26 protein-coding genes and 1 pseudogene are annotated in these 22,557 nt (G+C 63.9%); 18 read left to right on the forward strand and 9 right to left on the reverse strand.

Features of this window, described 5'->3' with window-relative positions; translation table 11 throughout:
- Positions 1-367 precede the first annotated feature (367 nt).
- From J5Y06_RS14710 to J5Y06_RS14765, 11 genes and pseudogenes are all read left to right on the forward strand, one after another.
- The gene (locus tag J5Y06_RS14710) at positions 368-640 is read left to right on the forward strand and encodes a hypothetical protein (RefSeq protein WP_209335925.1); all 273 of its coding nucleotides are present in this window, start codon (positions 368-370) and stop codon (positions 638-640) included.
- Positions 621-1,832: a terminase gpA endonuclease subunit gene (locus tag J5Y06_RS23310; RefSeq protein ID WP_209335926.1), complete on the forward strand. Its 1,212-nt coding sequence runs from the start codon at positions 621-623 to the stop codon at positions 1,830-1,832. Before J5Y06_RS14710 ends, J5Y06_RS23310 begins: the two co-directional genes overlap by 20 nt.
- Positions 1,808-2,656, forward strand: coding sequence for a terminase gpA endonuclease subunit (locus J5Y06_RS23315; RefSeq protein WP_209335927.1), 849 nt, complete (start codon positions 1,808-1,810; stop codon positions 2,654-2,656). The genes J5Y06_RS23310 and J5Y06_RS23315 overlap by 25 nt, the downstream gene beginning before the upstream one ends.
- 108 nt (positions 2,657-2,764) lie before the next feature.
- Positions 2,765-2,998, forward strand: coding sequence for a gpW family head-tail joining protein (gene gpW / locus J5Y06_RS14725; RefSeq protein ID WP_209335928.1), 234 nt, complete (start codon positions 2,765-2,767; stop codon positions 2,996-2,998).
- A gap of 124 nt (positions 2,999-3,122) precedes the next feature.
- Positions 3,123-4,113: pseudogene (locus J5Y06_RS23105) on the forward strand (phage portal protein).
- Positions 4,113-4,571, forward strand: a complete 459-nt coding sequence (locus tag J5Y06_RS14740) for a phage portal family protein (protein ID WP_209335931.1) — start codon at positions 4,113-4,115, stop codon at positions 4,569-4,571. Before J5Y06_RS23105 ends, J5Y06_RS14740 begins: the two are co-directional and overlap by 1 nt.
- Before the next feature lie 73 nt (positions 4,572-4,644).
- On the forward strand, positions 4,645-5,007 hold the full coding sequence (locus tag J5Y06_RS14745) for a hypothetical protein (protein ID WP_209335932.1): 363 nt from the start codon (positions 4,645-4,647) through the stop codon (positions 5,005-5,007).
- Between the two features lie 224 nt (positions 5,008-5,231).
- Positions 5,232-6,812: a hypothetical protein gene (locus J5Y06_RS14750; RefSeq protein WP_209335933.1), complete on the forward strand. Its 1,581-nt coding sequence runs from the start codon at positions 5,232-5,234 to the stop codon at positions 6,810-6,812.
- A gap of 96 nt (positions 6,813-6,908) precedes the next feature.
- Positions 6,909-7,451 (forward strand): S49 family peptidase, encoded by a 543-nt coding sequence (locus J5Y06_RS14755; protein WP_209335934.1) that lies wholly within the window; start codon positions 6,909-6,911, stop codon positions 7,449-7,451.
- A gap of 200 nt (positions 7,452-7,651) precedes the next feature.
- Positions 7,652-7,837 carry a hypothetical protein gene (locus J5Y06_RS14760; protein ID WP_209335935.1) on the forward strand — a complete coding sequence of 62 codons (186 nt, stop codon included), beginning with the start codon at positions 7,652-7,654 and terminating at the stop codon, positions 7,835-7,837.
- 70 nt (positions 7,838-7,907) lie between these two features.
- Positions 7,908-8,207, forward strand: a complete 300-nt coding sequence (locus J5Y06_RS14765; RefSeq protein WP_209335936.1) for a hypothetical protein — start codon at positions 7,908-7,910, stop codon at positions 8,205-8,207.
- On the opposite strand, the gene J5Y06_RS14770 is transcribed toward J5Y06_RS14765, so the two are convergent.
- Positions 8,204-8,560, reverse strand: coding sequence for a hypothetical protein (locus J5Y06_RS14770; RefSeq protein WP_209335937.1), 357 nt, complete (start codon positions 8,558-8,560; stop codon positions 8,204-8,206). The two genes, J5Y06_RS14765 and J5Y06_RS14770, sit on opposite strands and share 4 nt — an antisense overlap.
- Positions 8,557-8,829 (reverse strand): terminase gpP N-terminus-related DNA-binding protein, encoded by a 273-nt coding sequence (locus J5Y06_RS23320; protein WP_280819040.1) that lies wholly within the window; start codon positions 8,827-8,829, stop codon positions 8,557-8,559. The genes J5Y06_RS14770 and J5Y06_RS23320 overlap by 4 nt, the downstream gene beginning before the upstream one ends.
- A gap of 141 nt (positions 8,830-8,970) precedes the next feature.
- Here J5Y06_RS23320 and J5Y06_RS14780 point away from each other — a divergent pair, with 141 nt between their 5' ends.
- Complete coding sequence (locus J5Y06_RS14780) at positions 8,971-9,612, forward strand: hypothetical protein (RefSeq protein ID WP_209335939.1); 642 nt, start codon at positions 8,971-8,973, stop codon at positions 9,610-9,612.
- Between the two features lie 540 nt (positions 9,613-10,152).
- On the opposite strand, the gene J5Y06_RS14785 is transcribed toward J5Y06_RS14780, so the two are convergent.
- The 5 genes from J5Y06_RS14785 to J5Y06_RS14805 form a co-directional block, all read right to left on the reverse strand.
- The gene (locus J5Y06_RS14785) at positions 10,153-10,989 is read right to left on the reverse strand and encodes an HTD2 family dehydratase (RefSeq protein ID WP_209335940.1); all 837 of its coding nucleotides are present in this window, start codon (positions 10,987-10,989) and stop codon (positions 10,153-10,155) included.
- Entirely contained in the window at positions 10,989-12,095 is a 1,107-nt protein-coding gene (locus J5Y06_RS14790; RefSeq protein ID WP_209335941.1) for a CaiB/BaiF CoA transferase family protein, read from the reverse strand. Before J5Y06_RS14790 ends, J5Y06_RS14785 begins: the two co-directional genes overlap by 1 nt.
- 19 nt (positions 12,096-12,114) lie before the next feature.
- Positions 12,115-12,855: an NAD(P)H-dependent oxidoreductase gene (locus tag J5Y06_RS14795; RefSeq protein ID WP_209335942.1), complete on the reverse strand. Its 741-nt coding sequence runs from the start codon at positions 12,853-12,855 to the stop codon at positions 12,115-12,117.
- Positions 12,856-12,865: 10 nt separating this feature from the next.
- Positions 12,866-14,020: an acyl-CoA dehydrogenase family protein gene (locus J5Y06_RS14800; protein ID WP_209335943.1), complete on the reverse strand. Its 1,155-nt coding sequence runs from the start codon at positions 14,018-14,020 to the stop codon at positions 12,866-12,868.
- 79 nt (positions 14,021-14,099) lie between these two features.
- Positions 14,100-15,074 (reverse strand): LysR family transcriptional regulator, encoded by a 975-nt coding sequence (locus J5Y06_RS14805; RefSeq protein ID WP_209335944.1) that lies wholly within the window; start codon positions 15,072-15,074, stop codon positions 14,100-14,102.
- Between the two features lie 128 nt (positions 15,075-15,202).
- On the opposite strand from J5Y06_RS14805, the gene J5Y06_RS14810 reads away from it, so the two are divergent.
- The 6 genes from J5Y06_RS14810 to J5Y06_RS14835 are packed head-to-tail and all read left to right on the forward strand — an operon-like array spanning position 15,203 to position 20,231.
- Positions 15,203-15,736, forward strand: a complete 534-nt coding sequence (locus J5Y06_RS14810; RefSeq protein WP_245247895.1) for a thiamine pyrophosphate-binding protein — start codon at positions 15,203-15,205, stop codon at positions 15,734-15,736.
- A gap of 4 nt (positions 15,737-15,740) precedes the next feature.
- The gene (locus J5Y06_RS14815; RefSeq protein WP_209335946.1) at positions 15,741-16,322 is read left to right on the forward strand and encodes a thiamine pyrophosphate-dependent enzyme; all 582 of its coding nucleotides are present in this window, start codon (positions 15,741-15,743) and stop codon (positions 16,320-16,322) included.
- A gap of 16 nt (positions 16,323-16,338) precedes the next feature.
- A complete protein-coding gene (locus J5Y06_RS14820; RefSeq protein WP_209335947.1) occupies positions 16,339-17,811 on the forward strand; it encodes an aldehyde dehydrogenase in 1,473 nt (490 codons plus the stop codon).
- A gap of 8 nt (positions 17,812-17,819) precedes the next feature.
- The gene (locus tag J5Y06_RS14825; protein ID WP_342453431.1) at positions 17,820-18,983 is read left to right on the forward strand and encodes an NAD(P)/FAD-dependent oxidoreductase; all 1,164 of its coding nucleotides are present in this window, start codon (positions 17,820-17,822) and stop codon (positions 18,981-18,983) included.
- A gap of 19 nt (positions 18,984-19,002) precedes the next feature.
- The gene (locus J5Y06_RS14830; protein ID WP_209335949.1) at positions 19,003-19,782 is read left to right on the forward strand and encodes an SDR family NAD(P)-dependent oxidoreductase; all 780 of its coding nucleotides are present in this window, start codon (positions 19,003-19,005) and stop codon (positions 19,780-19,782) included.
- Positions 19,779-20,231 carry a VOC family protein gene (locus J5Y06_RS14835; protein WP_209335950.1) on the forward strand — a complete coding sequence of 151 codons (453 nt, stop codon included), beginning with the start codon at positions 19,779-19,781 and terminating at the stop codon, positions 20,229-20,231. The genes J5Y06_RS14830 and J5Y06_RS14835 overlap by 4 nt, the downstream gene beginning before the upstream one ends.
- A 590-nt stretch (positions 20,232-20,821) precedes the next feature.
- Here the strand turns inward: J5Y06_RS14835 and J5Y06_RS14845 are convergent.
- Both J5Y06_RS14845 and J5Y06_RS14850 read right to left on the reverse strand, forming a co-directional pair.
- Positions 20,822-22,021, reverse strand: a complete 1,200-nt coding sequence (locus tag J5Y06_RS14845; protein WP_209335952.1) for an ABC transporter substrate-binding protein — start codon at positions 22,019-22,021, stop codon at positions 20,822-20,824.
- A gap of 246 nt (positions 22,022-22,267) precedes the next feature.
- Positions 22,268-22,557: hypothetical protein (locus tag J5Y06_RS14850; RefSeq protein WP_209335953.1), on the reverse strand; the 290-nt coding region annotated here is incomplete at its 5' end.

Below are 22,557 nucleotides of genomic sequence, written 5' to 3' on the forward strand. Positions count from 1 at the left end.
CTGGAGAGACGCACGTGGCGGTTGCATCGACGAAGCCGAAGCCGATGACGCAGACCGAGTTTGCGTCCTACGCCGGGGTTTCGAAAGTCACCGTAACCAAGTGGAAGCACAAGGGTTTCGTGATCCTGACCGACGATGGACTCGTCGATGTTGGACGTTCCATCATCCTGCTTCAGGACCGCGGCTATGGGAACTTCGAGGCTGTTACCCAAGACCCGCAGCCCGTTAGACGGCACGACAGCCCTGTTACCCTGGCGGGCAGCCCTCGGTTGGTGATGGCCGCTCGGAACTCACCACGGACGAGATCGCGGCGCGGCTTGTTTCCTCTCCCGAATTCGAGCTGCTGACGCACGCCGAGGCGGAGCGCTTGAAGGAAAACTACCTCGCGCTCGCGCAGCGCCTGAAGTACGAGCGAGAGGCGGGAAGGCTGGTCGATGCCGAGAAGGTCGAGGCCCGCCACGCCACGAGATGGTCGGAGGAGCGCAACGCGTGGGAGAACTGGCCCTCGTCGGTCTGCGCCGACATGGCCGCCCAGCTCGGGGCAGACCCGATCAAGCTGAGGGTCGCGCTCGAGTCCTTCGTCGACAGGCACCTTCGTGAGCGCGTCCGGAAAGGCGCCGATGCGTCCGCAGCGGGATAGCTCCGAGCGGCACGAGGTCACCGCTTCCGAATCCCTGCACCGCCTGTTCTCGGAGGCTCCGCTCCCGGGCCTCGCCGATCCAGCCGCGGTGGAGATGGCCGGCTTCTCCGTCGGCTACCGTCCCTTCGAGCGGCTGCCTGTCTCCGGATGGGCGGACGAGCACCGGAAGCTGACCGGGGTAGGCGCCTCCGAGCCGGGAGACTGGGGGACCGCGAGGACTCCGTACCTCCGCGAGATCATGGACAACATGTCCACGGTCAGCCCCGTCTGGAAGCAGGCGTTCGTGGCCGGGGCGCAGATCGGGAAGACGGAGGCAGGCAACTGCTGCATCGGCTACTGGATCTCGGCGGCGCCCGGGCCGATCATGATGGTGCTCCCGAAGGCCGGGACCGCGGAGAAGATGAGCAAGCAGCGCATCACTCCGATGATCAACTCGTCGCCGGCCATCGCCGAGAAGGTCACCGCGAACCTCCTCATGAGCAGGGAGTTCCACGGCGGGGTCCTGTTCTTCGCGAGCACCCAGTCGGCCACGGACCTGCGCGCTATCCCGGTCCGATATCTCTACTGCGACGAGGTCGACGCGTTCCCGATCGAGTGCGAGGGCGAAGGCCCTCCGATGAACCTGGCGCTGGCGAGGACGCGCACCTTCAGGAACAAGCGCAAGGTCTTCCTCACGAGCACGCCGAAGAGCGAGGCCACCAGCGCGATCTGGGCAGCCTGGCAGGAGGGGGACGTGCGCCTCTACCACGTGCCGTGTCCGCTGCCGTCCTGCGGCGCGATGATCACGCTCGAATTAGGGGGCCTGAAGTGGGACTGGGGCGACCACAGGTCGGTGCGCTACGGGTGTCCCGAGTGCAAGGAACGCTTCGGCGAGGAGCACAAGACCTGGATGCTCGAGCGCGGCGAGTGGCGCCCGACGCGGAAAGACCTCGACCAGGTGCCCGAGGGCGTGCGGTCCTATCGGCTGCCGTCGCTCTACGCACCGCTCGGCTGGCACGGCTGGGACGAGATGGTCGCCAAGTTCGAGGGCATCTACAGCATTCCGTCAAAGCTCGCCGAGTTCCGGAACGTCGACCTGGGCCTGCCGTCCGTGGAGGTATTGGAACGGATCGACTGGGAAACCCTGATGGGCCGCGCCGACGTCGGCGTTCCCTACACCTCGGCGAAGTGCCGCCGGGAGTCCTGTTCCTGACCGCAGGCGCCGACGTGGGCAAAGACCACATAGAGGTCGGCGTGTCGGCATGGGGAAGGGCCCGCAGGCGGTGGCTCGTCGACCACTTCCGGATCGAGGGCAACACGCAGCTTCCGAAGGTCTGGGAGGAGGCTGCCGACGCGGTGCACCGGGTGTACAGGAACGCGGAGGGCGTGGAGTTCAGCCTCCTCAAGTTCTTCATCGACACCTCGGCCTGGCCCGAGATCGTGAAGCCTTGGGTGCGGCGGCAGAACCAGCAGATCGTGATGGGCTGCGACGGCCTCGACCACCTCGACCAAGCGGTGAAGGTGGAAGTCCAGGCGGAGCCGGTCCGCGGCATGCCGAACAAGAAGACGCGTATCGGCGCCCTGCGGATCGCACAGGTCGGCGTGAGCCTCCTCAAGGCCGAGCTGGTCGGCGTGCTGTCGATCCCGCGTCCGGAAAGCTCCGACGAGGCGCCGCCGGACTGGCTCCATCTTCCGAAGCAGGGCTTCACGAAGGAGATGGCGAAACAGCTCGTGTCGGAGCGCAAGGTCATCCTCCGTGACGCAAACGGCAGGCTCACGGGAACCCGGTGGGAGAGGATCGAAGGCCGCCGGGCAGAGGTCCTCGACTGCCACAACTACGCGGTCGGGCGCCGCACTGGTCGGATGGGACCGCTTCAGGGACCGGGACTTCGAACGCTGGGAGAAAAGGATCGCCGCGGCCGCTGCCGAGATCAGGTCCTCGAGGGAGGCGGAGGCCCGAGGCGCTCCTGTGACCGTCGCGCCCGAAGCGAAGGTCGGGGTCGCAGTCCGCAGGCCTGCTCCCTCCGCTCCCTCTGAGGCTCGAAAGGCGTTGCCTCAGCCAGCCCCGCAGCAGTCTGCTTTCGGCGTGACCACCGCGCGTTCCGAGAGGCGCGTCGTGCCGATGCCGAAGGTTCTGAGCGAGGGATGATGGCCGATCTGGCGACACTGGAACTGCGCCTCGCCGAAGCCGAGCTGGCGAAGCACAAGCTCGCGCTCGGCGAGAAGGTCGTGCTCCTGTCGTATTCGGCTGAGGGGACGAACACGCGCCAGTTCAACCAGGCCTCGCTTCCTCTCCTCAACACCTACATCTCCGAGCTGAAGGCCGAGATCACCCGCGCCAAGGGCGGACGCGGACGCGGCCCGATCTACTTCGGGTGACCGCATGACCGCGACAGCCCTCCCGACGATCCTCGCGGCGGACGGAAGTCCGCTGCGCCGGGTGACCGTGTCCGCCATGTCCGAGGACGGCAGCGCCTACAAGGCCGCGTCGCGCGGCCTCGACATGCGCGGCTGGAATCCTTCACGCGGCAGCGCCGACGTAGACCTCCTTCCGGAGAAGGACGACATCGACGCGCGGGCGCGCGACCTGACGCGGAACGAGCCTGTCGCCAAGTCGGGCGTGAACGGGCAGCTGGAGATGGTTGTCGCCACCGGCGCCACGCTGCACCCGATTCCCGACTACAAGGCGATCGGCATGTCCAAGCAGGAGGCCGACGCGTGGTCCCGCGACGTCGAGTCCAAGTTCCACGAGTATGCGGACAGCACTGACATCGACGCGACCAGGCAGGGCAACCTGGCGGACCTGACGCGGCTTTTCTACCGGACGAAGATCACTGTGGGCGAGGGCGCCGCGCTGCCCCTCTACCTGCCGGACGGTCCCGGCTCGGACTACGCCCTGGCGATCCAGAATCGACCTCGACCGCATCTCGAACCCCTGGTTCGCGCCCGACGCGGCCGATCTCCGCAAGGGGATCCAGATCGACGAATGGGGCGGCCCCGAGGGCTATCACATCCAGAAGACGCATCCGGCAGACATGATGTTCGGCTACGGGCGCAACATGGAGTGGGACTACGTGCCAGCGCGAACCGACTGGGGCCGTCCGCGGTTCATCCACGCGTTCGAGAAGGAGCGTCCGGACCAGCACCGGGGCATCTCCGCCCTTGCTGCGATGATGGGCCAGTTCAAGACGCTCTCGGACTATAAGGGCGCCGAGCTGCAGGCAGCGCTTACGAACGCAATCGTGGCCGCCTTTACGGAGAGCGCCCTCGACCAGACGGCGCTGCTCGAGCTTTTCGGCGGCGACGCGGAAGCCCTGATCAGGCAGCGCGCGGAGTACGTCGTGAAGATGAAGGCGGGCGCGGTCATCCCCCTGTTCCCCGGCGACTCGTTCGCGTCCCACGCTCCCGCGCGCCCGAACGCCGCCTTCGGTCCCTTCGTCGACAACGTCCTGAAGCACATCCAACCGGCTTCGACATGCCGTACGAGCTCCTGATGAAGGACTTCAGCAAGGGGTCCTACAGCGCCATCCGCGCGGCTTTCATGGCCTCGTGGAAGACCGCCGCCACCGCCCGTTCCTGGCTGAAGACCCAGTGGCTGGACGTGGTCTACGTCCTCTGGCTCGAGGAGGCAGTTGCCAAGGGAACGGTCGATGCGCCGGGCTTCTACGAGCGGCGCGGCGCATGGACCCGCTCAAAGTGGATCTTCGACGGCAAGGGCTGGCTGGACCCGGTCCGCGAAGCGCAGGCCTCGCAGTTGCGCATCGCGTCCGGCATCAGCACCTTCGAGCAGGGTCTCGACTGGGAAGAGGTCTTCGAGCAGTGCGCTGCCGAACAGGCCCGCATGCGCGAGCTTGGGCTGGACACGGCCACGATCCTCCAGACGGTCGCGGTGGCGCCGCAGACCGCCGACGATGAGGAGGGAGAAACGGAAACCCAACAGAAGGCGGCATAGTCGCAGGCGAGGTTCAGGATTCCGAAACGCTTCCTCCGCTCTCCTGTCTTCTTGAAGAGACGGAGGGCAGGAAATGCTGAGGACGATGGTGGTGACTGGAGCGCTGGCATTTGCCGGAGCGGTCTCAGGGCAAGAATTGGTGGGCGCCGCCAATCCCCTGAACGAGGAACAGAACCGCGCGTTCTTCGCGGCCCTCAACGGGAAGCTGGTCGATCCCTACAGCGTCAAGATCACTGACGCGAAGGTCGACGCGTCCCTCGGCCCAGTCCTCCTCTGCGGGATGCTGAACGCAAAGAACCGGATGGGCGCCTATACCGGGGCGATCCCGTTTGCGTTCAACCGGGGTTCGGGCGACCTCACCATCCTCGGTCGAGACGACGAGGAGACCCTCCGGCAGCTCAAGCAGTATGCGATGGGGCCCTGTCCCAAGCAGTAGGAGCAGCCTCGCCAGGGAGTTCCGCCGGCGAAGCGGGCGGAGGGAACTCCCCTTGCTCCGGACTGTCCCAGAAAGCCTGGCGCGAAGGGCCCGTGTTGACGCACTGCCGTCAACATATTTGGCAAGCTTCTGAATTGTCATAGATTTTTCCTCTATGAACTCGCATCGCCGCACCACATCATAGTCATACGGCGATCTGCCGGGGCTCAGGATGGGAGAGCGAAATGAGGAAGGGCTGGACGCCGAGGACATCGGCGGAAGAGGTCGACGAACTGGTCGCGGTAACGCTTCGCGACATGCAGAAGCTGGGCGAGGCCGAGGGCGAGACCGTGGCGGAGGTCCCAGCGCTGGTGCAGCTGCTGCGCTGCGCCGCAGACCTGATCACGGAATCCTTTCGGGAAGGCCAGACGGTCGGGTGCGACTACGAGTCTGTCGCGGCGCTGATGGACCGCGCGCGGGCGGAGGCGGCCATCGGCAGGCTTTCCATGAAGCGCCGCCTCGCCCTGCAGCTGGCGGTGACCCGCGCGGCCATTAGGTGCAACGGGCTGCTGCAGCTCGCAGCAGCAGACGCGGAGCGGAGAGCCGCCGCTGACAGTACGGTCCCGGCCTCCGAGTGGTCGGACGAGGCGATCGTCGCCGACTGGTCGAAGACCGAGGACACGCCCGCTCCGGTAGCGCGCGCCATCGCGGTGCAGCCTGCGCTCTGCCGCCCGGGCCTCGTCTACGAGGTCCGCATGGGACTCGGAACGGAGTGGAGGGAGGCTGTGCCTTCCGCCGACGGCAAGAGGTGGGCCAGGCCTGACGGTTCCTGGCTCTGCTACCGCAGCGGGGTCACGGAAGCCCGCATCCGGGAGGACGAAGTGCGCGACGTGGTTGAGGCGCTCCTCCAGGATCGTCGCGATGCGCTCGCTGCAGGACTGACCGAGAAGGACGCGGCCCGCCGAGCGGAGTGGCTCGCGGGCGAGTTCGCGGCCGGGTACGTGACCGACAGGGACAGCGACACGTGGCTGTACATCAGGGAGGACCTGCTCGACTTGTTCAGGCACAAGGCGAAAGTCGCTCACTGCGTCGTCTTGGTCAGGCAGTCGGACCGCCGTGTCATAACAGGGGCGACCGTCAAAAGCGCGACCGTGAGGGGCAGCCGCAGCGAATCCTTGGAGGCAGTCGCGGCGACGACGGCAGCGGCAGGCTGCGTACCCCTCCCGATCGACAGCCTCGACATCCGCGGTCTGCCGGAGGGCGAGATCTGGGCTGCGTTCCGCCGCCCGGCTGGCGACTGGGAGCAGGCAGAGTATGGCGAGATCAACGTAACGAACGCCTACGTGGGCCTGTTCCACATTCCGGGCCTGGCGCCGGACGATGCCCGGAAAGGTCCGGCCGAGGGCCTGAGTGCCCAGGCTGCCCCCGCCGCGGATGATCACCAGGAAGAGATCGACAAGGCTACGGCAGCCGTCCTGCGGCAGTACAGATACAACGCCAGCACGATCAGCGGCGCATCCGCTCTCGCCTGGGCGGACGCGGACATCGAGCGCGAGGCGGCGGCGATCGCGCGCGGCCGGCGCATGCGCAAGGCGGAGGCCCGGCGCGTCCACACGGCCCTCCGCCGCCGCTTCAACAGGTACATGGTGCACGTCGACGACAGCCAGCCGCTGCCTGACGGCCCGTGCGAGGTCTGGATGAAGGACTCGAAGGACTGGGTTCCCGCATGCATTGAACGCCGCGGCGAAACCTGGACCCTGCCGATCGGTCGGGTGAGCCGAGAGATCGCGGAGAAGTCAGTGCTGGCCGTCCGTCCGGCTGCCTGATCGCAGCACCATGGCCCCGCCCTCCCGCGGGGCCTTTTCTTTGGCGTAGCCTCCGCAAGCCAAGGACTCGTTTCCTGACATCAACAGGAGACCCGCATGCCCCGCTTCCGGAAAGCCTCGTTCGAACACGGCCGCGTCTGGGCGATCACCGAAACCGCTCTGCGCTCGATGCTGGTGTCGGCCGCAGCGCAGGAAACCTCCGTCGACGCGATCGCCCGGCAGTGGGGCGACCAGCTCGAAGGCGCCTATTCCGCGGAGGTCCATGATGGCGTGGCCGTCATCCCGGTCAACGGCCCGCTCATGAGGCACCTTTCGTTCTGGTCCTGGATATCCGGCTCGGGCGCCTACGAGCTGCTCGCGAAGGAAATTTCGGCCGCCGTCGCCAACGGCAACGTCCGCGCCGTCGTTCTCGACATCGACAGCCCCGGCGGGGAGGTGACCGGCTGCGGCGAGCTTGCAGAACTCATCTTCCGGATGCACGGCGAGAAGCCCATCGTCGCCTACGCCACCGGCCTCTGCGCCAGCGCCGCCTACTGGATCGCCTTCGCCTGCGACGAGGTCATCGTGTCGCCTACCTCGCAGGTAGGCTCCATCGGCTGCGTCGCCTCCATCCGCGACTACCGCGTCGCCGAGGAGTAGCTCGGCATCCGCGAGTTCGAGTTCGTCAGCTCGGTCTCTCCGGCGAAGCGCAGCGACCGGCCACTGACGACGGCGCCGCAAGGATTCAGGCCCCGTCGACGCGCTCGGCAGCGCCTTCGTGGAGGCGGTCGCAAAAAATCGCGCAGTCTCAAGCAGCGAGGTCGGACAACGCTTCGGGGTGCGCGACCACGGAGCGGGTCGTGCCCCGGGTAGAGACCCGCACGCTGGAGGTGCCGCCGTCGCTGCTCCAGTGCATGCCGGAGCCGCAGGCCCGGGCCGCCTGGCGCACGCAGCGCGACGTGGCGCTTTTCCTCATCGAGCTGGCGGAGGCCGGCGAGGACTGCAGGGTGAAGCTGGACGCGGTCCGGAAGGTGATGGAACGGTAGAAGTCGTCTGAAGCCGGGAACGGTCCCTTCAGCGCTGCATGATTATAGAGCAGCCCTGAAGGAGAACCCGATGATCGCCAGGATCGGAATTGCATTCGCCATCGCCCTGTCAAGCAGCGGCGCCTTCGCCGACGAGCGCTTGGACGCCTACTCGGAGTGCTGGGAGAAGGTAGCCACCGCCGACGTTCCCGATGCGACGGGGAAGGCTTTGGAACGTGCGCTTGACGCTTTGGTAGACAGGGCGAACAAGGCCTGTAACCGGCTTGCCCGCGAGGCGGCCAAGACCAATGGCAAGGACGCCGTCAACGAGATGTGGCGGTACATGGAAGTCCAGTTCTACAACGCGAACCTGCGCGAGAGCGGAGACTAGACCTTCGGAGCAGCGGGTCCGGTCCGCCGTGACCTGCGCAGTAGTTCGCCGAATGACCGGGCGTTCATCAGGGCCGCTGGGCGTCCCTTTCCGTCGGTCTTACCGAGCCACGCCGCATCGGCGAGGTACTCTGCGGTGAGCCAGTCCCGGATCGCTTCCACATCGCCTTCTTCGGGCAGGGCAGCGACAACGGGCAGGTCGCTGCGCGCTGACATCTTCGCCCGCAGATGCCGGATACGGGTAACTGCGAGCCTTCCGACGGAAGCCAGCAGCATGTCCGCCACGGCAGGAAGCGGAGTCCAGGACTCCGCCCAAGCAACGAGGTCTCGGAAATCCTTGCTCGACGTCCTCATGGACGCGGTCCGCCGATGGTGATGCTTTCAGAGCCGTAACGCTCCGCAATCGCTTCTATGGCCTGCATGAGCTTGTTCCACTCTAGCGCGTCGATCGCCTGAGCGGGGATGTTCCCCGCACGGGTGCCGTAGGAGCGCACGGTGGCGGTGCTCATGCCGATCATCTGCGCGATCTCCTCCGGGGACAGGCCTGAACACCTCACCGCCCGATCCCAGGCTCCCTGCCGGATGCGTGCAAGCTCCGTCGATGTCGTCGGCCGTCCACCCATATCTTCTCCCTCTCATGATCTTCCACGAGGGTGAGGCGGCCGGCTGCAAGGACATAGAGGAAAAGGCTACGGCATGCGCGAGCGTTGTCGATTGCCCCGCCGGAAGCGACTCTGGCCTCCTGACGAACAGGAGGGACAAGCATGCTGGGTGCGATCATGCGGGCTATCAGGCGCATCTTTTCCGCGTTGCGCAGGATCCTTGGAGGCCTCTTCGGAGGCGGGGCTCCAGAGCTGCCGTCGACCGAGTTCGAAGAAGTCGTGGACGAGCAGGTCGAAGAGTTGCGGCAGGATCTCTCCGTGAAACGGCAGCCGCAGGCGCCCACGCCGACGGGGCTTGGCGGCAGGGTTTACGCCTATGCCTCAGCGGACTACTCTGCTCGGTCGAGCTGCGACCTCGACGGCATTCCCGATCATGTCGCGCTGACGCTGCTTTCGCTTTCCCGCAGAGAGCTTGCCCGACTCGCGACCGCAGGCCCTGCGGTGTGCGGCAGGTGGGCGAAGGGCGAGAAGACCGGACTCGTGGGAGTGCCTCCCTGCCGTGCTGCGCTGCCGACTCACCAGACGCGGGTGTCTCTCCCGAGAAGCCTAAAGGCAGCGGGCCCGCACCAGTGCCCGCTGCATGGGCTGCTTGAGCGCCTCGAAGACTTGGGTGAGCTTCCGGTCCTGTTCCATGCCGCAATCGGTACGGAACTTGGTCCAGGCCGACTCGTTCGCCCAGCCCAGGCTGCCGTTAGTCAGGTGAGCGCCGGATCGACCACGGTGCCCCGCTGCGCGAAGATATAGGCGACCGCTTCGGCTCATCTGAAGAGTGCCCTCCCGACGTACCAATTGTCGGCCATGTGGAACGGCGAAAGGTTCACGCCCGTAGCGTTTCAGCCTTGCTCATACACGGAGAGCGCTTCGATTTCGGCTCCGCTCCTGCAGAGGAGCCGGTGACAAGGATAGCGGCGGCGCGCGCGACTTGGTGGCGACAAGGAGAGTAAGTGTGGAAACGTTTCCACACATCCAGCGCTGTGCGGTTCCAGTCCACGGTTGTCACCGTCGACGCCTCAGGAAGAAAGTTAGTCCAGCATGCAGCAAATGCCGGTTAAGAAGCTTCAACGTCTTCTACGTAAAGTCGGCTCAGCTGCTGGATCCTCTTTTCGCGAGGATGCTTGCGAGGAGGGCGGCATCCGGCCCGCTTCCGTCCTCCAGGACCACGCCGCCCTGATTGGACGAGCCTCCTCCTGCCTCTCCAGCGCGGGATCGTCCCGGGCCATGAACCTTGACTTCAGTTAGAGCACTTAGGTTCCGAGACTCACGCCATCCTGTCGCCCGCTAAGCTTACCATGAAGCGCGGGCTTCCATGGCAACCGGCCCTTCCTTGGCCGCTGTCCAGAGCTTGAGGCCGTCGACGTCGTCGCGGGCGTTCAGCGTGAAGGACCGGTCGTCGAAGAGGGGCGACAGGCTGCGGAACTCGAACCGCGTGGGGGAGCGGCCGCGAATATCGGCTGCGAACTGTGCCAGCATGGTGGCCTGCATCGGACCGTGGACGATCAGGCCGGGGTAGCTCTCGACGTCACGTGCATAGGGCGCGTCGTAATGGATGCGGTGGCCGTTGAAGGTCAAGGCAGAATAACGGAAGAGCAGGATCTGCGTCGGTTCGACCATACGGCGATGGTGACCTTCGGGTGCGGGTTGGACGGGCTTCAAGCCGCCGCCGGGCAAATCCATTCCGCGAAAGACGATGTCCTGCCGTTCGCTGATTACGCGGCGGCCGTCCGCTTCGAACAGGTGCTCGACGGTGACGAAGCACAGCGTTCCCGAGCGTCCTTTCTTGATCAACACGTCTTTAATCCTGGAGGTGCGGGCAACGGTCTCGCCCACGCGTATGTCGTCGTGGAAGGCCATGTGTCCGCCCGCCCACATCCGTCGGGGCAACGGCACGGGCGGAAGGAAATCGCCGCGCGCGGGATGGCCGTCAGTTCCGATCTTCGCGGTCGGCACCGATGGAACGGTGAGGCAGACATGCGACAGGACGGGAATGGCAGCTCCGTTCCTGGTGTCCTCCTCGAGATCGAACGTCGCGGTGAACCGTTCCACCATGGATCGCGTTACAAGCTCCTCGCCGCGTTCCTCGCGGCCGATCCACCCGCGCAGGTGCTCGATGTCTGCTTCCATCACCGTTCTCCTGCACTACCGAGCGCGGGAACCGCGCCGTAGCTGCGCTCCTCGTCGCCGCCGAAGAGGGGCGCTGGAGCGGGATAGCTGACCGGACCTTCCGGCGTGTCTACGGTGATCCGGCGTAGATGGGGATGACGGGCAAGGCCCTCCATGTCGTTGACGGTGGCGAACGCCACGTCCGCCTTCAGGATGGCGGCGGTAGCCTCTTCCAGATTAAGAGAGGCGAAGCCTTCTGCCACTGCTTCATCGGTTTCGCTCCGGTTGGTCACGCGCGCGACGTTTGTGGCGAACCGAGCATCCCTTGCCAGTTCCGGCCGCCCGAGGAACAGGTCTGCTAGCCTCGACCATTCGCGGTCGCTCTGAACCGATATCAGAACCTGTGCGCCGTCGGCGCAGCTGAAGACCCCGTACGGGGCGATCGAAGGATGTGCCAGGCCAATCCGCTTCGGCGACTTGCCGCCTTCGTGGTTCAGGAGGGGGACGCTCAGCCAGTCGGCCATTACGTCAAACATGGAGATCGAAATGGAGCCGCCTTTTCCCGTGACGCCGCGCCTGATCAGAGCTTCGAGTATCGCGCCGTAGGCAGTGGCCCCGGTGGCGATGTCGACGACGGAAATCCCGACACGCGCCGGGCTGTCCGGCCCGCCGGTGATTGAGCACAGTCCCGTGTCGGCCTGGATCAGAAGGTCATATGCCTTGCGTTCCGCCATGGGACCGCTTTCGCCGTACCCGGAGATCGATACGGATATCAGACGCGGATAGTCTCGTGCGAGGCGCTCGTCGTCGAATCCCATCCGGGGCAGCGCTCCGGGCTTGAGGTTCTGGATCAGCACGTCAGCCTCTGAGAGAAGTTCCGCGAGGCGCGTCCTGCCGTCCGGCGTCGCGAGGTCGAGCACCAGCGATTCCTTGCCGCGGTTCAGCCATACAAAATAGCTGGACTGGCCCCTGGCCACCGAATCGTAGCCGCGCGCGAAGTCGCCTTCTGGCCGCTCGATCTTGATGACGCGCGCTCCGGCGTCCGCCAGCCTAACGCTCGCGAACGGTGCGGCTACCGCCTGTTCGATGGCTATGACCGTGAGGCCTGAAAGCGGAAGAACAGCCATGGGATCTCCTTTCGTGCCTTCAGACGTTTCGTTGGACGCCGGAGCGCGCCAGCACGCCCGGCCTTAGACGTTCGTTCGGGCCGTAGTCTTCGGCCGGATGGAAGAAGAGGCGCGGAACGGCATCCAGTCCCCCGAGCCGCTTGCGATAGGCTTCGAGGTACGTGTTGCGCCCGTCGTCGCCGACGCGGCCAGGCATGTAGACCACGAAGGGCGGAAGGACATCGAAGCCCGAATACCTGAAGAGGCCATTGTGCAGAGGCCAGAGGACCGTGAGGACGTCGCCGTCGATGCCGTCAGGCGCGTAGGTGTCGGCAGAGGTGCCAGTCGTGCACGCGACCATCGCAAGCTTGCCCTTGAACATGCCGGTGTCGTACTTGCGTCCAGCCATGTAGGCGAAGCCGCGCGCGAACACCCTGTCGGCCCAGCCCTTGAGGATGGCAGGCATGCCGAACCACCAGATCGGGAACTGGAAGATCAACAGGTCGGCCCGCTTCAGCTTCTCCATCTCGCCGACGATGTCGGGAGCGGTGCGCCCGCCGTCATAGGCTGCCGTCTGTTCCGTCGCCAGGCTGAAGAAATCCGGATTGATCAAATTGCCCTCGACGTCGGCGGGCCCGGCGACCGGTTGGAAGCCCATCGCGTAGAGGTCACTCACCACGACTTCGTGGCCCCGCGCCGTGAGGACCTCGACGGCAGTGTCCTTCATCGCCCCGTTGAAGGATTTCGGTTCCGGATGGGCGTAAACGATGAGGACGTTCAACGGGACATTCCTAGTAAGAACGGGGCAGCCCGAGCACGTGCTCGGAAACAAAGGATAGGATCAGGTTCGTGGAAATGGGCGCAACCTGGTACAGGCGCGTTTCGCGGAACTTGCGCTCTATGTCGTATTCTTCCGCGAAGCCGAAGCCGCCGTGCGTCTGGATGCAGACGTTCGCGGCCTCGTTGGACGCGTCTGCGGCCAGCATCTTTGCCATGTTGGCTTCGGCGCCGGGGTTCTCGCCGGACTCGTAGAGCGTCAGGGCCTCGCGCACCATAAGCTCCGCTGCACGCATGTTCGCGTAGGCACGCGCGATCGGAAACTGGACGCCCTGGTTCCGTCCGATCGGCTGCCCGAACACGTTCCGTTCCTTGGCGTAAGACGTGGCCTTGTCGATGAACCACTTGGCGTCGCCGACGCATTCGGCGGCAATCAGGATCCGCTCGGCGTTCATGCCTGACAGGATGTACCGGAAGCCCTTACCCTCTTCGCCGATGAGGTTTGCCGCCGGGACCTGAAGGTCGTCGAAAAAGACTTCGGTCGTCGCGTGGTTCATCATCGTGCGGATAGGGCGGATGGTCAGGCCGTTCCCCACGGCCTCCCGCATGTCGACGAGAAGGACCGAGAGGCCGTCTGTCTTCTTCATGTCCTCCTTAAGCGGCGTGGTGCGGGCAAGCAGCAGCATAAGGTCGGAATGTTCTGCCCTGCTGGTCCAGATCTTCTGTCCCTTCACGACATAGTGGCCGCCGTCGAGGCGCGCCGTCGTCTTTAGCGCGCCTGTATCCGTTCCGCTGGTCGGCTCCGTCACCCCGAAAGCCTGAAGCCTTAGCTCTCCGGTAGCGATTTTCGGAAGGTAGCGCTGCTTCTGTTCCTCGGACCCATGCCTGAGGAGCGTTCCCATCGTGTACATCTGCGCGTGGCAGGCGCCGCCATTGCAGCCGGCTCGCTGGATTTCCTCGAGCACTGCGGCGGCCGCGGAGAGCGGGAGACCGGAACCGCCATATTCTTCCGGAATGAGCAGCGACAGCCATCCGGCCTCCGTCAGGGCCGTTACAAACTCCTTGGGATATGCCATGTCCCGATCGCGGGCGCGCCAGTATTCGCCGGGAAACTGGGAGCAGAGCCTGCCTACCGCCTCGCGGATGTCTGAGTAGGATTCGAGACTCATCGTTCCAGCGTCCCTCGCATTATCGCCTGGTCGTAGCCTCCTGCGCCAAGCTTCCACAAGGACAGATGGGCGAGATCAGCTATAAAGGAATTCTATCGATGCCGTCCTCAGGAGGTGAGACGGCGCTCGTGGTCAGGAGATTTCCAGTCCAAACGCCTTTCCGCACCAGGCTCGCGATAGTAGCTGCGATCACTTGACCTGCGTAACGGGCCAGGCGCGGGACGGGCCGGTCCGTCGGGTAAGACATGATCAGCTTTCTCATGGGAACCGGATCGACGAGAGGCGCCGCCCTCAGCCTGCCGTCCTTCAGGTCGCCGTGGATCGACGCGAGGGGAAGGATCGTCATGCCGTGCCCGCTCATAACCAGCGACTTGAGCGTAGAGTAGCTGTCGGCCTCGACTCTTACGTCCAGTACGATCTCGTCATCATCTGCATACTGGTCCAGCAGCACCCGAAGTCCGTGTCCACCGCTCGGAAGAAGCAGGCGCTGCGTCGCCAGGCACGAAAACCGCACGGGCGCATCCATCGACAGATCCGAGTTGGCGGGCCCTATCAGAAAGAGTTCCTCCTCAAGGAGCGGCTGAACTCGCAGGGTCCTCGCCGACTTGGGGTCGTAGAGGATCGCAGCATCGATCTCGCCCCTCTGCATCCAGTCCAGAAGATAGCCGGAATAAGCGCTGACGACCCGCAGGGTGGCTTCGGGGTGCGCCTCGCTAAAGGCCGAAACAAGCGGCTCCGTCAGGATGTCGGACGCCGTGGGCGGCATCCCGATCGAGACGTGTCCTCGCAGCGGCGCATCGCCATCGGATGCCACCGCGCGGATTTCCTCCATTTCCGCCATTATCCGCACCGCAAGGCGGAGCACGTCCCGTCCGTGCTCGGTGACGATCATGCCGCGGCCGTGCCGGTCGAACAGGCGCACGCCCAGTTCTTCCTCCAGCATTCGGATCTGGCGACTCAGCGCGGGCTGCGCGATGTGCAGCCGGTCTGCGGCTTTGGAAAGGCTGCCGAGCTCGGCGACGTGGATGAGCGTCCTGAGTTGAGGAATGTCCATTCCTATAGAATATCGCTATATCTGATCATGCAAAAGGGTCGATGAAGAGCGGCCGCCGAAAGGGCATAGAAGCGCATCAACAACGCTCAGGGAGGCGAGCCGTGGGTGCCGCTGAAGCCATTAAACCTCTGTCCGAGGCCAGGACCCGCGACCTTGCCACGGATTGGCCGATAGCACTTTACGAGACCCTCAAGGCTGCGGGCGTTCAGCACATGTCCTATGTCCCCGACGCAGGCCATTCGACGTTGATCCGGCTCTTCAATGAAGACGCCGACGTCCGCACCAACGTTCTGACGACGGAAGAAGAGGGCGTCGCCATCTCGGCGGGCTCGTGGCTGGGTGGCAAGCGCAGCGTTCTCCTGATGCAGTCGTCGGGCGTCGGAAACTGCATCAACATGCTTTCGCTGCCGGTTCAGTCACGCTTCCCCTTCCTGACGCTCGTCACCATGCGGGGCGAGTGGGCGGAGTTCAACCCATGGCAAGTTCCGATGGGGCGCGCCACGCAGGCGTCGCTCGAAGCGATCGGGTTGACGGTGCTCCGGGCGGAAACCGGCGCGGATTTGATCGACACCGTGGAACAGGCCGCCACGATGGCCTTCGATGCAGATCAGCAGGTGGCAGTGCTGATCGGCCAGCGCCTCTTGGGCAAGAAGAAGTGGTAACAGGATGACAACGATGGACCGCAGGCAAGCCGTGAAGAAGCTTCTCGACGCACGCCAGGGCGCGCTGGTCGTCACCGGACTTGGATCGCCGAGCTACGACGTTCACGCGGCCGGGGACCGCGACGACAACTACTATCTCTGGGGCGCGATGGGCGGTGCAGCGCTCGTCGGGCTTGGTCTCGCACAGGCGCAGCCCGAAAAGCGCGTAATAGTGATCACGGGCGACGGCGAGCAGCTCATGGCGTTCGGTTCGATTGCAACCATCGCGGTGGCGCGGCCGGAAAATCTGGATCTCATCGTGCTCGATAACCAGCACTTCGGGGAGACGGGCATGCAGGCGAGCCACACCGGAAGCGGCATTGCTTTTGACAGGATCGCGGCCGCCGCGGGGTTCGCCGAGACGGCGGAACTGCGCTCCTTGGAGGAGGTGGACAAGCTTGCGGAGAAACTAAAGGAGCATGCCGGAGGGCCGCGTCTCTTCGTGCTGAAGATCGCTGCCGAAAACCTCCCGCGATCCTTGCCGCCTCGTGACGCGACCTTCGTGAAGAACCGCTTCCGGGCGCATCTCGGCCTGGCGACCTGCTGATCGGGGGAGCAGAGGGATGCAGACGTTCCAGAACACCGTCGGCGGACGCCTGCGTCCCGTCAAGGATACCTTCGAGTCCTTCGACCCGTTCACGGGCAAGGCCTGGGCCTTGATCCCTCAGGAGGGTAAGAAGGAAGTCGACGAGGCGGTCGCCGCCGCGAAGTCGGCCTTCCGCTCTCCAGAATGGGCAGGGCTGACGGCAAGCGCGCGCGGCAAGCTGCTCGTCAGGCTTGCTGACGAGATCCTGGCCGACGCGGACCGTCTCGCGGCCCTCGAAACGCGCGATAACGGCAAGCTCATCTCCGAGATGTCCGCGCAGGTCCGTTACCTCACTGAATGGTTCCGCTACTTCGGTGGTCTTGCCGACAAGATCGAAGGCTCGGTTCTTCCGATCGACAAGCCGGGCATGTTCGCCTACACGCGCCACGAGCCGATCGGCGTGGTCGCCGCGATCGTGCCATGGAACTCTCCGCTCCTCCTGCTCACGTGGAAGCTCGCGCCGCTTCTGGCTGCTGGAAACACCGTCGTCATCAAGCCGTCGGAGCACACTTCGGTTTCCACGCTGGAATTCGTGAAGCTCTTCGAGAAGGCGGGCTTTCCTTCCGGCGTGGTCAACACCGTCACGGGAATGCCGCTCGACGTCGGCGTTCCGCTCGTTTCCCATCCCGATGTAGCCAAGATCGCTTTCACCGGAGGCGAGGCAGGCGGCGTCGCGGTCTACAAGGCGGCAGCCGAAGGCCTGAAAACGGTCACGCTAGAGCTGGGCGGCAAGTCCGCCAACATCGTCTTCGAGGACGCCAACATCGAGAGCGCGGTGAACGGTGCGATCTCCGGCATCTTCGCCGCAAGCGGCCAGACCTGCATTGCGGGATCGCGCTTGCTGGTCCACCGGCGTATCCACGACCAAGTCGTCGAGGGGGTAGTCAGGCTCGCGGGCAGCGCACGGATCGGCAACCCGGCGCTTGCTGAGACACAGGTGGGTCCTATCACCACGCAGGCCCAACGCGAGAAGGTCCTGTCCTACATCGAGATGGCACGGGGCGAGGGCGCGGAATGCGTCCTCGGCGGAGCGGTCCCGGGGGCGGCTGACCTCCAGGACGGTTGGTTCGTGCAGCCGAGCATCTTCACGGGCGTGCACAACCGAATGCGCATCGCGCAGGAAGAAGTGTTCGGCCCGATACTTTCGGTAATCCCCTTCGAAGACGAGGAAGAGGCATTCGCCATCGCCAACGACAGTCCGTACGGCCTGGCTGCGGGCCTTTGGACGGCGGACATTGGCCGCGCCCTTCGCGGAGCTGCCGCCATGCAGGCGGGCACTGTCTGGATCAACACCTACCGGGCGGTCAGCTACATGGCGCCTTTCGGCGGGTACAAGCGCAGCGGCGTCGGCCGTGAAAGCGGGCAGGAGGCCATCAACGCCTACCTGCAGACCAAGACGGTGTGGATCGACACGGTCGGAAAGACCGCCAACCCGTTCGTGATCCGGTAGGTGCAGCCGTGCAGCCGCGCGTCGTCATTGTCGGTGGTGCGATAGTCGGCAGCTGCGTCGCCTATTTCCTCCGCATGTCGGGTTTCGAAGGGGCGGTAACCGTTGTCGAGCAGGACCCGAGCTACCGCAGGTCCTCCACCTCACTGTCTGCAGCCTCGATCCGGACCCAGTTCGGCACGCCCGTCAACATCCACATGAGCCTCTTCGGCGCCGAGTTCCTGCGGACAGTGAAGTCCCGTTTCGGACCCGAGGCCGACGTTGGCTTCGTGGAGCGGGGTTACCTGATCCTCGGCGGACCGGAGACGGTCGAGGCGAGGCGTGCAGGGGCCGCCATGCAGCGGTCGCAGGGGGCAGATGTTTCCGTTCTTTCTCCTCAGGAGACCGCAGCGCGCTTTCCCTGGATCAACACGGACGGGCTTGGGATCGCCACCACTGCCGAGCATCATGAGGGCTGGTTCGACGCCTGGGCGCTGCTGTCGCTTGTCCGGCGCGGGGCGAAGGACCTGGGAGTGGATTACGTCCATGCCAAAGCTTCCGCCATCGCGATCACGGCGGGACGGGTAACGGGCGTGAAGCTCGATGACGGATCGGTTCTTCAAGCGGACTGGTGCGTGAACGCCGCAGGACCCGGATCAGGCCGCCTGGTCCGAAGCGTTGGGATCCACCTTCCGGTGGAACCGCGCAAGCGTACCGTCTTCAGCATCAAAGCTCCGCTGGACAGGAGCGGCTTCCCAATGCTCTTCGACGTCTCGGGCGCCTGGATAAGGCCTGAAGGCGAGGGCTTCATCTGCGGCATCGCGCCGCCGGAGGATGAGGATCCGGACGCCACCGACGATTTCGATGCCGCGCACGAACTGCTTGAGAACGCGCTCTGGCCTGCGCTTGCACACCGGGTGCCCGCGCTGGAAGAGCTGAGGGTGGAAAGCGCCTGGGCGGGGCACTACGAGGTCAACACGCTCGACCATAACGGCGTGATCGGCTTCCACGACGAGGTGGCCAACCTGATCTTCGCGACAGGGTTCTCCGGCCACGGCGTGATGCATGCCCCCGCGACCGGCCGCGGTGTCGCCGAACTGATTACGCGTGGCGCGTTCCGCTCGATCGACCTTTCGGCGTTGGGCTATCATCGGGTCAGGAGCGGTACGCCGCTGCACGAAACAGTTGTGTACTAAACTTGGGAAGGACCAGGACATGAACCATACAGGCAAGATTGCCGTCATCACCGGCGCCGCCCGCGGCATCGGTAGGGCATGCGCGGAGCGCCTGCTCGCAGACGGGGCCAAGGTGGTGATGGCCGACATCGACGAGGGGGGAGTGAAGGCCGCTGCGGCCGAACTGGGCACCGAGGAGCATGTCCGGAGCGTGCGGACCGATGTCAGCCAGAAGGATCAGGTAGAGGCCTTGATCGAGGAAGCGGTCAAGGCGTTCGGCCGTATCGACATCATGGTCAACAACGCCGGCATCGCTATGGTCCAGGATTTCCTCGAGGTGACAAAGGCAGACTATGACAAGGTTCTGTCGGTGAACCTTGAAGGCGCCTTCTGGGGAACCCAGGCGGCCGGACGGCAGATGATCAAGCAAGGCGGAGCCGGAGTGATCATCAACATGTCCTCTATCAATTCCGGTCTCGCGAACCCGCGGGTCGCCACCTACGCGATCACGAAGGGTGGCATGAACCAGATCACCGGCACCGCGGCCGTGGCTTTCGCTCCACACGGCATCCGCGTGGTGGGCGTTGGACCGGGCACCATCGATACCGACATGATCCACACAGGTTTCGTTTCGGACGCTTCGGTCAAGGGAATCCTGTCCCGAACGCCGCTCGGCAGGTACGGCACGGCAGCCGAGGTGGCCTCCGTTGTGTCGTTCCTCGCGAGTGATGACGCCTCGTACATCACAGGCGAGACGATCTATCCCGACGGCGGACGGCGTGTCCTCAATTACACGGTACCAGTGAAGGAACAGGGATGACCATCTTCAACAAACTGCATCACATCTGCATCGTCGTTCACGACATCGACGAGGCGCAGGCGTATTACGAAGGGATCGGCATCGGTCCATGGGAAGCGTATCCCCCTCTGGCCGAGTACGAAGAACTCGACGTTCCCAGCCCCGAGGGCTTCAGGGCCATGCAGTACCGCGTCTGCAACCTTCCCGACATCCAGATCCAGCTCTGTCAGCCAAGCGAACATCCTTCGCCGCAGCGCATCCATTTGGATTCGAAAGGCGAGGGGGTATTCCATCTTGGCTTCGAGGTGCCTGACGCCGATGCTGCCGAGGTCCTGGCTAACAACGCTGGACTGTCGACATTCATGCGCGGCCGTCGTGAAAACAGGACTGGGTTCACGTATTACGATTCAGCCGACAAGGGCGGCGCAGTCACGCTACTGACGCGCGCCACGAACCTTCCCGGCAAGTGAACTGCAGGATCTCGGTGAACAGCACCCTCCGCCAGCCAGCAGTCCTCGCTGGCTCGTTTCGGTCCGCATGGGCGGGCGGAAAGGACGTAATCGGAGATGCGTCACGCGACCAGTTCAGGAGTTCACGGCAACGGGGACAGGATCCCTGCGTGTCCCGCATCTCGTTCAGCTTTTCCAAAAGGAACCTGCCGCCCGTCATGATGATGTGCGCTTCCAGGAGTTCCACCGCACGGACGGTGTCCTTCGCCTCGCAGAACTCGGAGCTGCTAATGCTCCCGGTCTGATGGCTTGTTGAGTTCGGCAAGAGACACCATCAATCGGGTGTACCGTTCAAGCTGGTGCTGGATCCTGGCTGGCATGTCCAGAGTGGCTCTCCGCCCCGAGGGCCTATAGAGCGAGCGATGAAGTTTCCAGTTCAGCTCCGATATGAACTCGTCGTCCTGCCCGCTCTCCTCATGAGGCTGGGCGCGCCTCCCGACGACAATGCCGAAATAGTGAGGTACTAGTCGTGAGGCGGTCCAAGCTTTGACTGCTTCCTGAGGTAACACGGCGCATCAATCTCAGGCACGCCGTGCTGATTTGGATTGGTTCTATTTTACGAGCGGGCAGCTACCCTCTTCGAGAGGACGAAAAGCTTGTGCGGCCGGGGTTGTCGACACAACGTCGTAATAGTCCCACGGGCCTTCCGATTTCTCCGGGGACTTCACCCTGAAAAGATAGGAGTCGTGGATCTTACGGCCGTCGACCCGAACCTCACCTTGGCCAAACAGAGGATCGTCCGTCGGAAGCTCCTTCATTTTCGCCACGACGGCTGCTCCATCATCCTTGTCGCCCAACGCCTCCACTGCCTTCAGGTAGTGCAGAACGGCCGAATACACGCCTGCGTGTGTCATCACAGGCTTGTTGGGACCACCGGCCTCTTCATAACGCTTAGTCCACTCGCGGGTCTGATCGTTCAGATCCCAGTAGAAACTTTCCGTCAGAACCAGCCCTTGCGCGTCCTGTAGCCCTATCCCATGAACGTCTGTGATGAACACTAACAAACCAGCAAGCGTCTGCCCGGCTTGGACGATTCCGAATTCGGATGCCTGTTTGATCGAATTGATCGTATCCCCACCGCCGTTTGCCAACCCGATCACCTTCGCTCCGGATGACTGTGCCTGAAGCAGGAATGATGAGAAGTCGTTACCCGGAAATGGATGCCTCACGGAGCCCACAACGGTACCACCAAAAGCTTCAACAACCGCAGAGGTATCGCGCTCCAGCGCATGACCGAAAGCGTAGTCGGCCGTCAGGAAAAACCACGAGTCGCCGCCATCTTCAACAACCGCACGACCGGTGCCATTAGCAAGCTGCCAGGTGTCATAGGTCCAGTGGATGGTATTGGGTGAGCAGAGCGAGCCAGTGAGATCAGAGGATGCAACGCCGGAACCGAGAAATACCTTATTCATTTCACGGCTTGCGTCGTGTACCGTCAAGGCTGCTGATGTATTCGGCACATCGACGATGACATCGACATTTTCTACAGCATACCATCGGCGTGAGATCGCCGAAGCTACGTCTGCCTTGTTTTGGTGGTCGGCAGCGATGATCTCAACGTTGATGCCCTTTCCGGCAGCGTCGAAGTCTTCAACCGCCATGCGTGCAGCAACCACAGAACCCTCTCCGGACATATCCGTGTAGATTCCTGATCTGTCATTGAGCACCCCTATCTTGATGTCCATCGCGTCGGCCGGAGCAGCAATTAAGGTTGCCACTACCGATCCGACAAGCACGCTGTTCAGTGTCATGTCCACTCCTCCAAAAACGGCGCGTCGACGCGCCTCCTCGCTAAAAACCGCTTCTAGCGGCCTGTATCCCAGATGATCACATCGCCCCTTCATCGGTGATCATGCCGACAATCCCTTCCAAAGTAGGTCTGAAGATGCAGGGAAGCTTTAGGTCTTGTGGTTAGAAAGCGTGGAAAGTTGTTCAGTCTACTTTTAGGGGCAGCTCCAATGTGGACGAGACCTGCATGATCAGGCCTGTGCACCAAACTATTCACGCCACACCAATAGGCGTGAAGTAAAAAGGCTTTTAGCCTGCAGCCTGTCAGGCATCCAGAAACGCATTTGATTAACCGGTATAACGAAATTGTATATCGGCAGCGCAGCCTCGAAGCCCTTGGAGTGCTGATGGTGGCCGGGGAGAATACGTAGCGCCCTGGAGCGCACCCCATTTTGACCGGACACGCGGCATAGCTGATAAGGCATAGGCATACGCCTATGAGTAAGACTATGTCCAAAGCCTCTGACGCTCCGTTCAGCAGGGTCGAAGTCATCACATC

This window comes from Tianweitania sediminis, assembly GCF_017813335.1.
GTDB classification, from domain to species: Bacteria; Pseudomonadota; Alphaproteobacteria; order Rhizobiales; family Rhizobiaceae; genus Tianweitania; species Tianweitania sediminis.

What these genes read in the sequence shown, in the direction of transcription:
- J5Y06_RS23310 (WP_209335926.1), top strand. Translation starts at nt 621, where the DNA reads ATGCGTCCGCAGCGGGATAGCTCCGAGCGGCACGAGGTCACCGCTTCC.
- gpW (WP_209335928.1), top strand. Translation starts at nt 2,765, where the DNA reads ATGATGGCCGATCTGGCGACACTGGAACTGCGCCTCGCCGAAGCCGAG.
- J5Y06_RS14740 (WP_209335931.1), top strand. Translation starts at nt 4,113, where the DNA reads ATGAAGGACTTCAGCAAGGGGTCCTACAGCGCCATCCGCGCGGCTTTC.
- J5Y06_RS14745 (WP_209335932.1), top strand. Translation starts at nt 4,645, where the DNA reads ATGCTGAGGACGATGGTGGTGACTGGAGCGCTGGCATTTGCCGGAGCG.
- J5Y06_RS14750 (WP_209335933.1), top strand. Translation starts at nt 5,232, where the DNA reads ATGAGGAAGGGCTGGACGCCGAGGACATCGGCGGAAGAGGTCGACGAA.
- J5Y06_RS14755 (WP_209335934.1), top strand. Translation starts at nt 6,909, where the DNA reads ATGCCCCGCTTCCGGAAAGCCTCGTTCGAACACGGCCGCGTCTGGGCG.
- J5Y06_RS14765 (WP_209335936.1), top strand. Translation starts at nt 7,908, where the DNA reads ATGATCGCCAGGATCGGAATTGCATTCGCCATCGCCCTGTCAAGCAGC.
- J5Y06_RS14770 (WP_209335937.1), bottom strand. Translation starts at nt 8,560, where the DNA reads ATGAGGACGTCGAGCAAGGATTTCCGAGACCTCGTTGCTTGGGCGGAG.
- J5Y06_RS23320 (WP_280819040.1), bottom strand. Translation starts at nt 8,829, where the DNA reads ATGGGTGGACGGCCGACGACATCGACGGAGCTTGCACGCATCCGGCAG.
- J5Y06_RS14780 (WP_209335939.1), top strand. Translation starts at nt 8,971, where the DNA reads ATGCTGGGTGCGATCATGCGGGCTATCAGGCGCATCTTTTCCGCGTTG.
- J5Y06_RS14785 (WP_209335940.1), bottom strand. Translation starts at nt 10,989, where the DNA reads ATGGAAGCAGACATCGAGCACCTGCGCGGGTGGATCGGCCGCGAGGAA.
- J5Y06_RS14790 (WP_209335941.1), bottom strand. Translation starts at nt 12,095, where the DNA reads ATGGCTGTTCTTCCGCTTTCAGGCCTCACGGTCATAGCCATCGAACAG.
- J5Y06_RS14800 (WP_209335943.1), bottom strand. Translation starts at nt 14,020, where the DNA reads ATGAGTCTCGAATCCTACTCAGACATCCGCGAGGCGGTAGGCAGGCTC.
- J5Y06_RS14805 (WP_209335944.1), bottom strand. Translation starts at nt 15,074, where the DNA reads ATGGACATTCCTCAACTCAGGACGCTCATCCACGTCGCCGAGCTCGGC.
- J5Y06_RS14815 (WP_209335946.1), top strand. Translation starts at nt 15,741, where the DNA reads ATGACAACGATGGACCGCAGGCAAGCCGTGAAGAAGCTTCTCGACGCA.
- J5Y06_RS14820 (WP_209335947.1), top strand. Translation starts at nt 16,339, where the DNA reads ATGCAGACGTTCCAGAACACCGTCGGCGGACGCCTGCGTCCCGTCAAG.
- J5Y06_RS14830 (WP_209335949.1), top strand. Translation starts at nt 19,003, where the DNA reads ATGAACCATACAGGCAAGATTGCCGTCATCACCGGCGCCGCCCGCGGC.
- J5Y06_RS14835 (WP_209335950.1), top strand. Translation starts at nt 19,779, where the DNA reads ATGACCATCTTCAACAAACTGCATCACATCTGCATCGTCGTTCACGAC.
- J5Y06_RS14845 (WP_209335952.1), bottom strand. Translation starts at nt 22,021, where the DNA reads ATGACACTGAACAGCGTGCTTGTCGGATCGGTAGTGGCAACCTTAATT.